This is a genomic window from Bradyrhizobium sp. DN3, assembly GCF_041357655.1.
Lineage (GTDB): Bacteria > Pseudomonadota > Alphaproteobacteria > Rhizobiales > Xanthobacteraceae > Bradyrhizobium.
Window position 1 is genome coordinate 358159 of the sequence record NZ_JAULLN010000002.1, and the last position, 15708, is coordinate 373866.

Consider the following 15708-nt stretch of genomic DNA (forward strand, 5'->3'; position numbering starts at 1 on the left):
ATGATTGCCTGGATCGTCGACTTCTCAGTTCGTCGGCGCTGGCTCGTGGTGCTGGTGACGCTGGTTACCGCTGGAGCCGGCTTTTGGTCGATGACGAAACTACCGATCGATGCCGTTCCCGACGTCACGAACGTACAGGTGCAGGTCAACGCGACCGCCCCGGCGTTGACGCCAACTGAAATCGAAAAGCAGGTAACAGTCGCGCTGGAGACGGCGCTGGCGGGTACGCCCGGCCTGGAATCGACGCGATCCTTCTCGCGTAACGGCTTTGCGCAGATCACGGCTGTATTCGCTGATCGCACCGACATCTACTTCGCGCGTCAGCAGGTTTCCGAACGGCTGAACGAAGCGAAAAGCAATCTTCCTCCCGCTGTCGACGTTCGCATGGGGCCGATCTCCACCGGCCTCGGTGAGATCTATTGGTGGGCTGTCGAATACGCCAAGCCGGGCGAGATGGGACCGACCGAGGACGGCAAGCCCGGGTGGCAGAGCGATGGCAGCTATCTCACGCCCGAAGGCGAGCGGTTGACGGATGACTTTCAGCGTACCGTCTATCTCCGTACCGTGCAGGACTGGACCATCCGCCCGCAAATGAAGACAGTGCCCGGCGTGGCCGGAGCGGATGCGATCGGCGGGTTCGTTAAACAGTTTCAGGTGCACCCCGATCCGCTCAGGCTGAACGCCTATGGGCTATCGTTCAGCCAGATGATCGCCGCGATCGAGGCCAACAACGTCAGCCGCGGCGCCAACTTCATCGAGCAGAACGGCGAGGGCGTCGTGGTCCGCGCCAGCGGTCGGGTCGAGAACCTCGAGGACATCAGGCAGATTGTCGTGACGACGCGGGGAGGAATTCCCGTGCGCATCCAGGACGTCGCCGATGTCGAGATCGGGCGCGAGCTGCGGACCGGCAGTGCCAGCGTCGATGGGCAAGAAGTCGTGCTCGGAACCGCTCTTATGCTGATCGGCGGCAATAGCCGCACGGTGGCAGCCGCTGCCGACGCCAAGATCAAGCAGATTAGCCGCACGCTGCCGCCGGGCATCAAGGCGCGGACCGTGCTTAATCGCACGCAGTTGGTTGACGCCACCATTCGGACTGTTGCAACCAACCTCGCCGAAGGTGCGCTGCTGGTGATCGCAGTGCTCTTCCTGATGCTCGGCAATTTCCGTGCGGCGCTGATTACCGCTGGCGTCATCCCAGTCGCGATGCTGTTGACGGTAACTGGCATGCTGGGGACCAAGCTCAGCGCGAACCTGATGAGCCTTGGCGCGCTCGACTTCGGCCTGATCGTCGATGGTGCCGTCATCATCACGGAGAACAGCCTGCGCCATCTGGCAGAACGCCAGCGCGAGCTCGGCCGGACCCTTAGGCCTGCCGAGCGGCTCAACACCGTGACGGTATCAGCGATCGAGATGATCAGACCCACGGTCTACGGCCAGCTCATCATCATCCTGGTCTATGTGCCGCTGCTGACCTTCACCGGCGTCGAAGGCAAGACGTTCGAGCCGATGGCGTTGACTGTGATGATCGCGCTTGTTGCGGCCTTCGTTCTGTCACTGACCTTCGTGCCTGCGGCGATTGCGATCGCGATGACCAAGCCGGTGCGCGAACAGGAAAACGCAATTGTCCATTGGCTTAAGCAACTCTATGCGCCAGTCCTGGCGAGGGCAGTGGTGTCGCCGCGGCCGATCATGGCCACGGCGGTGGTTCTCTTCGTCGGTGCGGTGATTCTCTTTGGTCGACTTGGTCAAGAGTTCACACCGACGCTCGACGAAAAGAACATCGTCATGGAGGTCAAGCGCGTGCCCAGCACGGCGCTGTCGCAGGCTCAAGCGATGCAGCTCCTGATCGAGCGGACGATCAGCAAATTTCCGCAGGTCTCCTTCGTGTTCTCGCGCACAGGAACGCCCGATCTCGCCGCCGATCCGATGCCCCCGAGCGCCTCCGACACCTACATCATCGTCAAGCCGCAGAGCGAATGGCCGGATCCGTCACTGTCGAAGGACGACCTGATAAGGCAGATCGAGGCAGAAGCTACCAAGTTGCCGGGCAACAAGGTCGGCTTCTCCCAACCCATCGAAATGCGGTTCAACGAGCTGATCGCGGGTGTCCGGGAAGATCTTGCCGTCAAGGTGTTCGGCGACGATTTCAGCGAAATGCAGCGGACCGCGCAGGAGATCGCCAATGTGCTGCGTCGCATCGAGGGCGCCGAAAGTGTCAAGGTCGAGGAAACGACCGGCCTTCCATTCCTTGAAATCCGCATCGACAAGGCCGAGATCGCCCGCCGCGGCCTTAACCTCGCGACCATCCAGGACTTGATCGAGACGGCTGTTGGAGGCCGGGTGGCCGGGCTTGTCTTCGAAGGTGACCGCCGCTTCCAGATCGTGGTTCGGCTCGACGACAAGCTGCGTTCTGACATTGCCGCTCTGGAGGCTCTTCCGGTGCCGTTGCCGCACGCCGATCCGAATGCGCCTGCCGCATCCGTTCCGCTGCGCACACTGGCATCTTTCGAGCAGACCGAGGGGCCCAACCAGATCAGCCGCGAAAACGGCAAGCGCCGGGTGGTGACGACGGCTGAGGTTCGCGGCCGGGACATCGGTTCGCTTGTCGCCGAAGCACAGGCCAAGGTCGCAGAACAGGTCCAGCTTCCCCCTGGGACTTATCTGGCCTGGGGAGGACAGTTCGAGAACTTCTCCGTCGCGCGGCAGCGGCTGATGGTCGTGGTGCCCGGCTGCTTCCTTCTCATCTTCCTGTTGCTGTTCGGCGCCTTGGGTTCCGCGCGCGATGCGCTTCTGGTCTTCAGCGCCGTTCCGCTCGCTCTGACCGGCGGTATTGTCACGCTATGGCTGCGTGGCATGCCGTTCTCGATCTCGGCTGCGGTTGGCTTCATCGCGTTGTCGGGTGTCGCCGTCCTGAACGGGCTCGTGATGTTGAGCCAGATCCGCAAACTGGTCGAGGACGGTGCCGAACTTCGGTCAGCGATCGAAGAGGGGGCGTTAATACGCTTCCGACCGGTGATCATGACTGCTTTGGTCGCTTCGCTCGGCTTCGTCCCCATGGCGCTCGCCACGGGAACGGGCGCCGAGGTGCAGCGGCCGCTGGCCACTGTGGTGATTGGTGGATTGCTCACGGCGACGCTGTTGACGCTCATCGTTCTGCCGGCGCTCTATGCCTATTTCGCGCGACGGTCATTGCGATTGAAGAGATCCGATCAGTTCCTCTCGCGACGCGCAGCCGAATAGACCAGAGGGCCTATCGTGCTTTCAGTCCTTGCCAACCGAACCTAACGCCACCTGTTTGCTGCTCAGGTGATCGCCCTGATTGGCACGGGTTTGATGACCGTCTCGCTCGGCTTGCTGGCGTTCAAGATCGCCGGTGACAAGGCGGGGCCGTGCTTGGCACTGCACTTGCGATCAAGATCATATGTGTCGGCATCGCGCCAATCGCCGGTAGCCTGGCAAGCCATCTGCCGCGCCGGCCGTTCCTGATCGCGATGGAACTTATGCGCGCGCGCTGAAATCAGGCTGTGAGAGCGAAACGTGATTGGCCGCATGTTGCCGCTACAGAGAGCTGTGAGCGGGAACCCGATCAAGCTGAAGTGAACAAACCGGCAAGTTGGCGAGCCTCGCTTCCGCTGGTTCCTAATTGACAAGCAATTCCGCTTTGGCAAGGTCGCCGCTATGGGGACGGCGATCTCCCCATGAGGCGACATGCCCAAGCATCGCGTCCGGATTCCTGAGAAGGACGCTGCATGTCAACCGTCAACGACGGGTTTTCGCCAGACCGTTCAGCGCCTTTGCTGGGCGTGAGAAACCTGACCAAGCGCTATGGAAGCGATGGCACCGCGATCGACGGTGTGACGTTCTCTGCTGTCGCGGGCGAAATCCTCGGCATCATCGGTCCAAATGGCGCCGGCAAGACGACGTTGCTGGAAGCCGTTGCCGGACTTCTCCCGGTGAATTCGGGCGACGTCTTTTGGCGCGGAGAGCCGTTGCACGCAAGCCGCCGGCGGAACGTCCTGTTCTACCTGCCTGATGGCGTCCGTCCGTACCAGGACCAATCGGCCCTGCAGGTCGTGTGGTTTGTCGGCAGCGTCTTTCGACGGTCAGAAGCAGACATCAAGTCGACCATCGAAGCGCTCGGGTTACAGCCGGTGCTTCGAAAGCGCGTGCACGCCCTGTCAAAAGGTTATGCCCGACGCCTGATGCTGACCATCGGGCTGCTTGCGCCGCATGACCTGTTACTGATGGACGAACCATTTGACGGATTTGACCTGCGGCAAACGCGCGAGGTGATGGGTCTATTGCGTGACCAGACGGCGCGCGGACGCACGCTGATCCTCTCCATCCATCAATTGCCGGACGCGGAACGGGTCTGTGACCGTTTCATCCTACTCTCGGCAGGGCAGGTGCGCGGATCTGGAGGACTTGCCGAATTGCGTGCGCAGACCGGACTGCCGAACGGCTCACTGGAGGATATCTTCCTTGCACTCACGTGAGGCATACCTGCGGCCGACCGCACCGATCGTTCCGCTGCTCGCAAAGGAGCTCCGCGAGGTTACGGCCGGGCGGGCACTTTGGACCATGTTGCTGCTGGTCTGTCCGCTCGTCGGATACTCTTTCGTCCAGGCAGTCTCGCTCTACAGCGAGTCAAGCGCCGCGGCCCTCCAGTCGCCAGTCCTGGCCAGGAGCCTGTCTCCCCTCGATGGGATCCTCGTTCCGACATTCGGCTCATTCTATGTGGCGGTCACGCTATTGTTTCCTTTCGTGGCGATCCGCGTGCTGGGCCAAGAGAAGGAAAGTGGCGCTTTGCGCCTGCTGGTCCAATTGCCGTACCGACCCTCGACGCTGATCGCTGCAAAATTCTGCGCCGTGCTGGCAGCCTGGTTCATGGTGAGCATTCCTGCGCTTTCCGCGCTGGCCGTGTGGGCTATGTTGGGTGGCCATCTGGCTGCGCCCGAGACCCTGAATCTTATGTTGGGTCATTTGCTCTACGGTCTTCTGGCCGGCGTCATTGGGCTGCTCGCCGCGGTTATCGCCGACAATTCGGCTACTGCAGCCATCATCGCGCTCGCCGTCACGATAGGATCATGGGTGCTGGATTTCACGCTCGCGGGCCGCTCTGGTCCGTCGGCCTGGCTTTTGCAATTGTCGCTAACCCAAACGCTGCGTCCCTTTGAGCAGGGGCTTCTTTCGGCCGGCCTCGTGCTAGGCATAGCGGCCGTCATTGGCGGGCTCGCTGCGCTGACAGTTGTCTGGCTCCCTCCCGGTACACCGGTGCGGACGAAAGTCATTCGCTCTGTGTCTTGTGTGCTTGTGATTGCCGTTGCGCTCACCGTCGCGGCGCAGATCAGGGCATCCGGGGATCTCAGCGAAGATCGTCGCAACTCGTTTACTTCTGCAGATGAACGTTTGCTCGCATCGCTTCGGCGTCCCTTACTCATCAAGGTCAATCTCGCGGCAGAAGACCCCCGCTACGTCGATCTCCGGCGGAACGTTCTAGCGAAGCTCGAGCGCGTCCTGCCTGATGTCACCGTCGTTCTCGCGAGCGAGCGGTCGAACGTTCCCAATCGATCAGACGCCTATGGCCAGATCGAATATGTCTACGGTGATCGAACCGACGTAAGCCGTTCCACCAGTCCGCGGGAGATACTGCCGCTACTATATGCGCTCGCGGGCACGCAGCCGCCGGCGCCTAGCCTCGGCGAAGAGTACCCCGGTTATCCCCTGGTCGTCAGCGCAGACGCGGTGCTGCTGTGGTTCTTCGGCGGATTGCCGCTCCTGATCGTGCTCGCGTGGCGATGGATTCGCCGGCTCCCTCCAGACAAAGGCTCTCTCGTTCATCAAGGAGTTAAGCCATGAGATCCTGCAAGAAACTCGGAATGATCATCCTCGCGGCAATCGGCTTTGCGGTGCCGGCATTGCCCTGTTTAGCCGCGGAGCCAATCAAGATTGACCTCTCGAATGAAACCGTCGGTGGGGAACCAAAGTCGCTGGTGCCAGTGGTGGGCTTCTGGAGGATCGAGCAGGACGGCGGCAAGAAGGTGCTCACTGTCGATGGCCGGCAGTGGAAGGAGGGGCAATCGTCGGCAGGTATCGCCGACAAGGCACGGGCTCTCTACGGTGAACGCTACGCTGAGTTTCTCGATCGCGTGCAGGCCTACGCCTACTATCCCTACGCGGTCGCGCCAAAAATCGAAAATTTCAGCGATGGCGAGATTTCGGTGCGCTTTGAAGGGTTGTCCGGTCGTATCGACCAGGGCGCCGGCATCCTATTCAATCTCAAGCCAAACGGGGACTACCTGACAGTCCGCGCGAACTGTCTGGAGAATAACATCGTGCTGTGGAAGTTCGAGAACGGCAAGCGCTCTTCCGTCAAATGGGTTCGCAATACGCCGACCGCGACACGGCAGTGGCATGACCTCAAGGTCCGCGTCAAAGGCACGAAGGTGGAAGGCTATCTCGATGGCAAGCTCTATCTGGAGCACACGCTGACCCAACCGGTCGCGGGCCGGATCGGGCTCTGGTCGAAGGCCGATAGCCACATGTATTTCGCGGACTACACAGTAGCCGCCGGCGGCAACTGAAAGGATGACAACGGGGAGATTCGTCAGAAAAGGAGATGGACGATGAACAGGAAATGGGTTCTGGCAGGCAGCGGCGCGCTGTTGCTGGGCCTCGTGGGTGTCGCCATTGTTACCGCCGAACCGGAGGGCAGGGGTGCGATCTTCATCGCGGGAGACAAGCCGGTCAGCGAGGATCAGATCCGTCAAAAGCTGCAGTCGGACGGCTGGTCGAATGTCCAGATCGTGCGCAACGGATGGTACTTCGAGGCGATTGGCTCGAAAGACGGCCAAACCGCGAATGTTGCCGTCAATTCGCAGAACGGCCGACTACGTACCGGCGATGACGACGACGAGGATTGAGTAGATAGCTCCCGTCGGGATGAATGGAATCGGGGCGGGCTGGTTTCGCGTGCGACCCCTCCGCGCGATGTTGAGGCGTTGCGTCCGCAGCTCCCCTGCGAGCGATTCCGCTGCTTCGAAATGAATGTTTATCGGCATTGACAAGTTGTCGCAGCCGGCTCTATTTCTGGAGTATGGGGAAGCGATCTCCCCATGAGGCGACATGCCCAAGAATCGCGTCCGATTTCACCAAGGGCGCATCATGTCTGCCGTTATCCCAATCACATCCAACAAATTCCCAGATATTACTAGCGCGCTGCCGCCTGTTGGCACTCTGTGCGCCCGGATGCCACCCAGGCCATGCGTCGGGAGGTTGCCATGACCTATGTCGTGAAGCCGTTGTCCTGCGACCCGAGCCGCATCCGTGGGATGTCGGAGCGGATGATTATCAGCCATTACGAGAACAACTATGGCGGCGCGGTCAAACGTCTGAATCTAATCGACGAAAAGCTTGCCGAGCTCGACTATGCGAACGCGCCAGGCTTCCTGATCAATGGGTTGAAGCGCGAGCAGCTTATCGCGACCAACTCGATGATCCTGCATGAAGTGTTCTTTGATGGTCTTGGCGATGAGAGCGAACCGGGCGCAAATCTGAAGGAAGACCTTGCTCGCGACTTTGGTTCGTATGACCGGTGGCGGGCCGAATTCATTGCCATGGGCAAGGCACTTGGCGGTGGCTCCGGGTGGGTGCTGCTGACTTGGTCACCCCGCGATCGCAAGCTCGTGAATCAGTGGGCGTCGGATCACTGCCATACGCTGGCTGGTGGCACGCCGATACTCGCGCTCGATATGTACGAACACTCGTACCACATCGACTACGGCGCCAAGGCTGCGAACTACGTGGACGTGTTCATGGCGGCGATTAATTGGCCGGCCGTGCAACGTGCCTTTGACGGGATACAGAAATGAGGCACGGCCTACGATGCGTTCGGTGGATTCTCTGTTCGGCCGCGCTGGCTTTCATAGCTGACGCTCGCGCCGAAGATCAGTTCAAGATGCTGGACGGAAAGCAAATCCGCGCTCGCGTTGTCGGCCAGGACATCACGGATGGGGCCCATTGGTTCATGTATCTCCGGCTGGATGGCGCTCTCGTCGGTTCAGAATCGGGAAGCTCTTGGACCGGGAACTGGAAAATTCGGAACGACAAGCTGTGTATGACGACGCCAAGCAGCCCATCGCTTGTGTGCAATGAAGTCTGGATGTCAGGGACGCACATCAGGATGCGCGCCAACAAGGCTGAGGAGACATTCGACGCAAGGGTTATGGCGCACCAAGCCAAACAATGAACAGTGCGGACTCGCGATGCTCTGAAGCTGGCCAAGGGTCTTCGAGCTGCCTTGGACAAGTCGGCCAGCACCAAGAAGTCGCAGAACTGATCGATCCCATCGGCCAGGCGGTTGGCCCACGTGATCGTGCCCTCAGGAAAGGAAGATCGAATGCGAAATGCGGCTCTTATGTTGTCTGTACTCACTGGTCTCTTTGCACTGAATGCTACGGCGCAGGCCCAAACATCCTGCAAGATATGCGCGGAGCAGCAAAAGGCGTGCATGAAGAACTACGCCGGACCGGCCTGCAAAACCGAGTACCAGATGTGTCTCAAAGCCTGCAAGAAGTGAAAGAGGTTAGGTTGGTCAAGCTAGGAATAAAGCGCTTCATCGCGGTACTTGCCGGCATCGGGAGCCTCGTTGCTCTCGATGCTGGATTTGTTGCCGCGGAAAATCTCAAGAAATTATCTGGCGCGCAAATACGAGCAAAGTTGTCGGGCAAGGAAGTGACCGACGAGGTCCATTATCGTGATGTCTATGAACACGACGGGACCCTCCGAAGCTATTCGATGGGCAGCAAGAAGCGCGGCAAGTGGACCATTCAAGGGGATGACCTGTGCATCGACCTGCCGGAACCCGACGGCGGCTGTTTCGAGGTGACCGCGGCGGGAAAGAACGTCGTCCTAACGCCGAAAGGACTTGGCTCGCCGTCGGACGGGATAGTCCAGGCGATCTCCGATCCAAAGTAGGAGGCCAAAGATGTCATCGCAGATCATCGAAGGAGTGTCTCAACCGAAGACGGAGTTCTCGAATCCCGTCATTCGCTGGATCGACTATCGGCTTCCGATTTTCACGTTCCTGGATCACGAGCTGAACTCGTATCCAACGCCACGAAACCTGAATTATCTCTGGAATTTTGGGTCGCTGGCAGGCATCACGCTCCTGATCATGATTGCGACCGGCATTGTGCTTGCGATGCACTATGTCCCGACGGGAGGCGGCGCGTTCCGGTCCGTCGAGCACATTATGCGTGACGTGAACTACGGCTGGCTCTTGCGATATATCCACACCACCGGCGCTTCGATGTTCTTTGCCGTGGTCTACATCCACATCTTTCGCGGGCTCTACTACGGATCCTACAAGGAGCCACGAGAGCTGCTTTGGTGCCTAGGAGTCCTCATCCTGTTGTTGATGATGGCAACTGCGTTCTTTGGGTACACCTTGCCGTGGGGGCAGATGAGCTTTTGGGGCGCGACCGTCATCACGAATCTGTTCTCAGCCATTCCCGTGGTTGGCGACAGTATCGTCACCTGGTTGTGGGGCGGTTTCACGGTAGGAGATCCGACGCTCAACCGGTTCTACTCTCTGCACTATCTCTTGCCTTTTGTGATCGTCGCAGTTGCCGGACTTCATCTTATCGCACTGCACCGATTCGGCTCGAACAATCCGACGGGGATCGATACGAAGGAGCCGGGCGATACAATCCCATTCCATCCCTATTATACGGTGAAGGATCTGCTCGGGCTCATGGTCCTTTTCCTGGTGTTTGCGTGGTTCGCGTTCTACGAACCGAATGCTCTTCTCAACTCCGATAACTACATTCCTGCGAATCCTGGGGTTACACCGCCGCACATCGTGCCCGAGTGGTACCTGCTGCCGTTCTACGCAATTCTGCGATCGATCCCGAACAAGCTCGTCGGCGTTATCGCCATGCTGACATCGATCCTTGTCCTGTTCGCGTTGCCATGGCTGGACACCAGTCCGGTTCGCTCAGGGCGATTCAGGCCCATGTTCAAGGTGTTCTATTGGTTTCTGGTCGCCGATTGCGTGTTGCTCACTTATGCCGGCGGGGAGCCGCCTGAGGGCACATGGCTGATCATGAGCCGGATCGGAGCCGCGTACTATTTCGCGCACTTCTTCCTCGTTCTCCCTCTCGTAGCGCGGATCGAAAGCCCACATCCGCTCCCGAACAGCATCAGCCAAGGAGTGTTAGCAGCGCCTGGTTCAGACAGGCCCTAACAGACTCTTCGTTGTCACCGATAACCAATCTTTCGAAGGACTTTGAAATGACAGCAACCACTATCCCCGAGCGTAGCCGTATGGCCGAGCTTGCACTCTACTTCTTGCGTCTCGGCTTTCTCGGCTTCGGCGGTCCGGTTGCGCTCGTGGGCCAGATGGAACGCGAACTGGTCAACGACAAGAAGTGGCTCAGCAAGGAGCAGATGCGCGAGTCCATTGCCATCTGCCAATCGCTCCCGGGTCCGCTGGCGATCCAGGTCGGCGTCTACATCGCCTGGCTCCGTTGCGGCTTCTGGGGAGCCTGGCTTGGCGGATGGTGCTTCATCCTGCCCAATTTTGTTATCGTCGCGGCGTTAGGAGCGCTCTACGTCCATCTCGGCGATCTTCAGCCGGTCACTGCCATCTTCTACGGCGTGAGCCCGGCCGTGATCGCCCTCATCCTGCATTCCTGCTACCGCCTGGCGAAACTCGGCATGGAAGACTGGCTGCAATGGGCGATCGCGGCTGTCTGTTTCGTAGTGACGATCATTCTGCAGGCCGAGGTCGCGCTGTTGTTCATCGGCGCAGGTAGTGTCGGCATCGTCTATTATGGCAGCCTGTTCAAACGTACGCCCGCTGTGTTGCCGGTGGTCGTGGTGCCGGCGGCCGCTCCGATGGCACCAGTTGCGACAGGCTCGACGCTCGGCAAGCTCATGCTGTTCTTCTTGAAGGCCGGCTCCCTGACCTTCGGCAGTGGGCTCGTCATCGTGCCATTCCTAGAACAAGGGCTTGTGCAGCAATATGGCTGGCTCGACGAACGCCAATTCCTGATCGCGGTCGCGATCGGCATGATCAGTCCGGGACCGGTCGTGATCACGGCGACCTTCGTTGGTTATCTGGTAGCTGGATTTTGGGGCTCGCTGGTGTCCACGGTGGGCATCTTCCTGCCGTCGTTCCTGTTGGTGCTCATCGTGGCACCGATCCTGGCGCGGCATCGTGGAAATGCCAATGTCCAGGGCTTTGTGAAGGGCGCTTACGCTGCAGCGATCGGCACGATCCTGGGTGCTTGTGTCCTACTCGGAAAGATTGCGATCGGCGATTGGCTGACGGCGGCGATCGGCATCGTATCTCTTGCCGTGTTGTTCCGCTGGAAGGTCAACAATCCGACGCTGATCGCGGCAACCGCGGTGGTTGGGCTTATCGCTCATCCGCTACTGCAGCCCGCATGGGTAATGGTGAAATAGCAGCTTAGCTGAAAAGGCAGGGGATCCGTTGCTTAGTCCAGGAGCATGTTATGGCAATGCAAATTGTAATGGATCACACCGGCCACTCCCGCCACGAATTCGACGCCGGCGATGCTGAAGCGCTGGCCAAGGCGGAGAGGCGTTTCCGGGCATTGATCGGTGAAGGGTTTACAGCCGCGGTGCGGACCGCGGAAGGCGAGTCGTGCCGAGTTTTTGCGTTTGACCCGACCGCGAAAGAAACGCTGTTCTTCCGGCGGCTCAGGGGTGGATAAGAAGGGCGGTTGCCGTGTCTCTGATCAGCAGATGTGGACCTCAGATTTCGCGACTTCGTGCGCTGCGGCAGATGTATCATAACTATGTCAGCGAAAATTCACCTGAAGCGAAGGGACGGACGCTTCTGCGCCAGTGGCTAACGCCAGTTCAGAGAAGGCAGTTTGAGGAGCAGGGTTACTTCGATGTCGTCGGGTGCGCGACTCGAAGGCGGTACCGAGTGCAATACGGGTCTATTGCCAACGTGCAGGAAATGGATTTCGAAGGGCAATCCGGAGCCATCTTGTGCTTTGCTCCCGAGGGTTATCTCGTCCCGGGCGACGTCATGCTTGCTCAGAAGATTGCCTTGGAGACGGATGAACTTGCAGCGCTAGCCGTGGCGCATCGAGTGGCGCCGGTAGTGAGGCGCGTCGGTCTGGCGCAGTCGTGGGCCTGATGGCCCCGTGCAGTCGGACTTATCTGGCAGGTCAGCGAAAAGCTCTCCTTTGACCTCGCGTATCGCCACGCGGTCACCACCCGCCATTCCGTCGACGAGATACGAACCGGCCTGACGTTTGCTGTGCCCCTTCGCTTCGAGGGCGCTTACAGTCGGTAATCTTCTAAAAAGAGCGTACAGCGGCCAGCCGCCAATCCTTGTTTACATTACGGAAACAGGCGAGCCGCCGGGAAGAATGTGTGCACCAGCATCAAAACAGCGAGGATACCAATAGCGTAGCCTAGCCACCGGTTCAGGGCTTCGGGCGGCTCTTGTGGAGGCTCTGTTTTCCTGGAAGGCATGCGGTCACTCAGCCCCGCTACCGGTTCTTGGTAACCCCCAGAAGGGTCGATATCTCCCTGAATTCGCTCTCCGCACCCTGAAAAAGATGTACAACAGATAGCCATCTAGCAGGATGGTAACCACCATAACGGTGTAGGCCCACGGGCTGTCCATCAGCTTCAACTCGATCAATACTCGGGAAAGTCCAAAGCCGACGACCCATGCGTCAAAACTCATGCATATCCGGCGAAATGCCTCGGGGTCGAGCCGACGGATAGCGAAGGCGCCGAGCGGTATGCCAAAAAGGGCACAGGGAACGAACACCAGTAAAAGACTTCCGCTTTCGGCGATAAACAGACCAAGCTTGTAATACACGAGCGCGGTCACGCTCGACTCCGCAACGCGAACCAATGCAAGACCGGCCCGGAATTCGTCTTTGACCAGGCCTTGATTATTGAACAGGATCGCCAGCGGAGGGCCAGAGATGGTCGTGACCGAGTACAGGATACCCAGGGTCGTCCCAAAGGGGAGTCCGACTAGCCACCGTGACTGTATCGGCCGGCGCCAACCGGCTGCCTGGACCAGGATGAGGGGCAAGATCACCGCGTAAGTGGCGAGTTTGATCCAGCCAGATTCGAGCGAGGCAAGAGCAAGGGCGCCGATTCCAATGCCGGGTAGCAGCCCGATGAGAATCGGCAGCACCCTCTTCCATACAGCTGGAACACCTTTCAAGTTGATGAAGAGAACGTACAAGTTGACGAAGACTTCGATCACTACGATCGCTGGGTTCAGGATCCGGTTCGTGTAGAAAACGAGCGCGAGCGGTACCGTAAGTGACGAAAACCCATAGCCAAGCGCGCCATTTACAAAGGCCGCAAAAAAAGCGATCCCGACAAGAACAATCATCGCGGTGTCGAAGGATGGCATTCTAGGTGTTCCAAGCGGAAGCGGTGGGCACTTGAGTACCAGTATAGCGCAACTCAAGAGATCGCGTTGCAGAAAAGAAGCGTGCGTGGAGTTGCACGCTGGATCAGCTCTCGACTTAAAGCTGAACAGGACATTGTTCGCCGCGCGTGGGTTGGACAAAGCCGGTGAGAAGGTGGCCACTTCGGTCAGAGAGACGAATTCCTCCGATTATTTGCACTCACCGCCTAGAGCGTAGCTTGGGGAGGAGCTGAAACTGAAATTCGACGAGTCGCGTCACTGCTCACTAAGCTTTGTGATGGTCATGGCTCCATTCCTATCAGAGGCGGAAAAGATGACTTCATCTCCCAGTCGCACCGCATCAAACAGGAGTGGATCCTGCACTTTGAACTCTTCGGCCGCACCGTAAGAGATCGCCCCGGCTGCACCTGTTTGCATTTCGCGAACTGAAACAATGCCAGCTATCCCGTCTACCTTTACGACGACGCCCCTAACGGTTCGGTCGGCAAAGGCCTGGGAGCTGATTGTGATGATGAGCGTGGCGACTGCCAAGGTGACCCGTGCTGCTCTCAATGTAGTCTCCGTGACTAGAGAAATGAATCGTCTCGTAACTCACGCTGGCGAGATGCCAGCAGCTGGCGTTGGGAGTGGAAGGAGTTGAGGGCTTTCCGTCCATGCGCAATAGCCTGTGGAGCGAGCCCGCAGAGCTTGGACGGGTAGGGCCGTCTAATGGGGAGACTGCGTCCCCGTGAGCCAACTGGATCGGATTGTAAAGGTTCCTGCGGCTAGGATGGGGGCGGAACTAACCGAGATCCATTGTCTTTACATTCTGCGTGAGATGGGCCGCTGATCTTCGCAATGCAGTCTAACGCTGACCGACAGAATCGAATGGCGAGTATAGAGGATGGTAGAGGTAAGCGGCCGCACCTGGGTCCAGAAGGCTACGTTCGCACCCGGTGACAACCTCTCGCATTGAGCCGTGAGTGCGCTCGGATGGCGAAGAATGGACAACAACAGAGCTTAAGACGGGAGCTCGGGCCGATAACGGCAACCCTCTTCACCGCCGGCATGATGGTTGGCATCGGTATCTTTGCCACGATCGGTGCTGCCACGGCAGCCGCAGGGAGCGGCATCCCGATTGCCATACTCCTCGGTGGCAGCGTTGCCCTTGCCACCGGTATCAGCGCCACACAATTGGGTGTGAACAATCCGACTGAAGGGGGCGCTTTTACATGGGCGCGCGATGTCCACCAGCCTACGCTTGGCTTCATCGCAGGCTGCGGGTATCTCGGGAAGAACCTCATCTCGATGAGTGTGATCGCGCTTGCCTTCGCCACCTACCTGGGACAGGTCATTCCGGGGATTCCTGTTCACTTCGTCGCGGCTGCTGGGGTGGTGGCCATCACCATTCTGAACCTGTTTGGAATCCAGCTGACGTCGCGGGTGCTCATCAGCCTTCTGCTGTTGGTCATCGCTGTGCTCTCGATCTACGGGGCATTCTCGCTACACGCGATCGAGCAGGGCCATTTTGTACCAGTCTTAGGTGCTAATGGGCTTATGGGCGTCGCCAGTGGCGCGGCTATCTTTTTTTGGACCTGGGATGGGTTTATGCGGATGGCCATCATGGCCGGGGAGGTCAAGGAACCACGTCGTACCATTCCAATCGCCATCATTGGAGGTGTAACAATCGCGGCAGTCATGTTTGTCGGCGCGGCCGCGATCACTCTCGGCGTGCTCGGGGCAGACGAGGTCGGCGCGCAGGATACCCCTCTGCTTGGTGCCGCCTTGAAGGCAATCGGCCCGTGGGGCAAATGGGTCATCCTGGCAGGCGCGATCGTCGCTGCGCTTGCGGAGATCCTGGGCGATATGCTGAGTGCTTCGCGTGTCGTTCTGCCGATGGCCGAGGCCCATGAGCTTCCCAGCTGGTTGGGAAAAATTCATCAACGATCACGGACGCCTCGTCGTGCAGTCATCGGCCTTGGCCTGCTCAGTGCAAGCGCCGCTCTCATCTTTGATCTTCGGCCACTCATCGAAGTTGGTGGCTCCTTTATGCTCGTCTGGTATTTCATCACGCACTATGCTGCGCTGAATCTGCCGGTCCGGAAGCGCCACTATCCGGCGATCTTTTCCTGGTACGGGATCATGGGTTGCATCGGATTGACCATCGCAATGCCTCGCGTCGCGGTCCTCGTTGCAGTAGGAACGCTGACCATATTAACGCTGGCCCGTCTGGTCCTGCATCGCATGCACCCGCAATGGCGGTCTGCCTGACGCGTCGTCGGCTGGGA

14 protein-coding genes and 2 pseudogenes are annotated in these 15708 nt (G+C 59.2%); 13 read left to right on the forward strand and 3 right to left on the reverse strand.

The genetic code is table 11. From position 1 onward, the window contains the following. From AAE027_RS05085 to AAE027_RS05115, 7 genes and pseudogenes are all read left to right on the forward strand, one after another. Positions 1-3240 (forward strand): efflux RND transporter permease subunit, encoded by a 3240-nt coding sequence (locus tag AAE027_RS05085; RefSeq protein ID WP_370985769.1) that lies wholly within the window; start codon positions 1-3, stop codon positions 3238-3240. Between the two features lie 51 nt (positions 3241-3291). Next, positions 3292-3509, forward strand: a pseudogene (locus AAE027_RS05090) (MFS transporter); the annotation flags it as partial. Between the two features lie 240 nt (positions 3510-3749). Next, positions 3750-4496, forward strand: a complete 747-nt coding sequence (locus tag AAE027_RS05095) for an ABC transporter ATP-binding protein (RefSeq protein WP_370985770.1) — start codon at positions 3750-3752, stop codon at positions 4494-4496. Further along, entirely contained in the window at positions 4483-5859 is a 1377-nt protein-coding gene (locus tag AAE027_RS05100) for an ABC transporter permease (RefSeq protein ID WP_479714203.1), read from the forward strand. Before AAE027_RS05095 ends, AAE027_RS05100 begins: the two co-directional genes overlap by 14 nt. Before the next feature lie 20 nt (positions 5860-5879). After that, positions 5880-6584: a LamG domain-containing protein gene (locus AAE027_RS05105; RefSeq protein ID WP_370985772.1), complete on the forward strand. Its 705-nt coding sequence runs from the start codon at positions 5880-5882 to the stop codon at positions 6582-6584. A gap of 42 nt (positions 6585-6626) precedes the next feature. Further along, complete coding sequence (locus AAE027_RS05110) at positions 6627-6923, forward strand: hypothetical protein (RefSeq protein ID WP_370985773.1); 297 nt, start codon at positions 6627-6629, stop codon at positions 6921-6923. Between the two features lie 357 nt (positions 6924-7280). Beyond that, positions 7281-7871, forward strand: coding sequence for a superoxide dismutase (locus AAE027_RS05115; protein WP_370985774.1), 591 nt, complete (start codon positions 7281-7283; stop codon positions 7869-7871). 8 nt (positions 7872-7879) lie between these two features. Here AAE027_RS05115 and AAE027_RS05120 read toward each other — a convergent pair whose 3' ends face one another. Next, positions 7880-8020, reverse strand: a complete 141-nt coding sequence (locus tag AAE027_RS05120; protein ID WP_370985775.1) for a hypothetical protein — start codon at positions 8018-8020, stop codon at positions 7880-7882. A 485-nt stretch (positions 8021-8505) separates the two neighbouring features. Between AAE027_RS05120 and AAE027_RS05125 the strand changes: the two genes are divergently transcribed. The 5 genes and pseudogenes from AAE027_RS05125 to AAE027_RS05145 all read left to right on the forward strand — a co-directional run bounded on the left by AAE027_RS05125 (position 8506) and on the right by AAE027_RS05145 (position 12175). Then, positions 8506-8976 (forward strand): hypothetical protein, encoded by a 471-nt coding sequence (locus AAE027_RS05125; protein ID WP_370985776.1) that lies wholly within the window; start codon positions 8506-8508, stop codon positions 8974-8976. Between the two features lie 10 nt (positions 8977-8986). Next, a pseudogene (locus AAE027_RS05130) lies at positions 8987-10231 on the forward strand (cytochrome b); the annotation flags it as partial. A gap of 62 nt (positions 10232-10293) precedes the next feature. Further along, positions 10294-11469, forward strand: coding sequence for a chromate efflux transporter (chrA, locus tag AAE027_RS05135; RefSeq protein ID WP_370985777.1), 1176 nt, complete (start codon positions 10294-10296; stop codon positions 11467-11469). 50 nt (positions 11470-11519) lie between these two features. Further along, positions 11520-11741, forward strand: a complete 222-nt coding sequence (locus tag AAE027_RS05140; RefSeq protein ID WP_370985778.1) for a hypothetical protein — start codon at positions 11520-11522, stop codon at positions 11739-11741. A gap of 71 nt (positions 11742-11812) precedes the next feature. Next, the gene (locus AAE027_RS05145) at positions 11813-12175 is read left to right on the forward strand and encodes a hypothetical protein (RefSeq protein WP_244551177.1); all 363 of its coding nucleotides are present in this window, start codon (positions 11813-11815) and stop codon (positions 12173-12175) included. Positions 12176-12520: 345 nt separating this feature from the next. On the opposite strand, the gene AAE027_RS05150 is transcribed toward AAE027_RS05145, so the two are convergent. Together AAE027_RS05150 and AAE027_RS05155 are read right to left on the reverse strand one after the other, a co-directional pair. Continuing rightward, positions 12521-13423 (reverse strand): sulfite exporter TauE/SafE family protein, encoded by a 903-nt coding sequence (locus AAE027_RS05150; RefSeq protein ID WP_370985779.1) that lies wholly within the window; start codon positions 13421-13423, stop codon positions 12521-12523. 273 nt (positions 13424-13696) lie between these two features. Next, positions 13697-13993 carry a copper-binding protein gene (locus AAE027_RS05155; RefSeq protein ID WP_370985780.1) on the reverse strand — a complete coding sequence of 99 codons (297 nt, stop codon included), beginning with the start codon at positions 13991-13993 and terminating at the stop codon, positions 13697-13699. 420 nt (positions 13994-14413) lie between these two features. Here AAE027_RS05155 and AAE027_RS05160 point away from each other — a divergent pair, with 420 nt between their 5' ends. Beyond that, a complete protein-coding gene (locus AAE027_RS05160; protein WP_370985781.1) occupies positions 14414-15691 on the forward strand; it encodes an APC family permease in 1278 nt (425 codons plus the stop codon). Positions 15692-15708 lie beyond the last annotated feature (17 nt).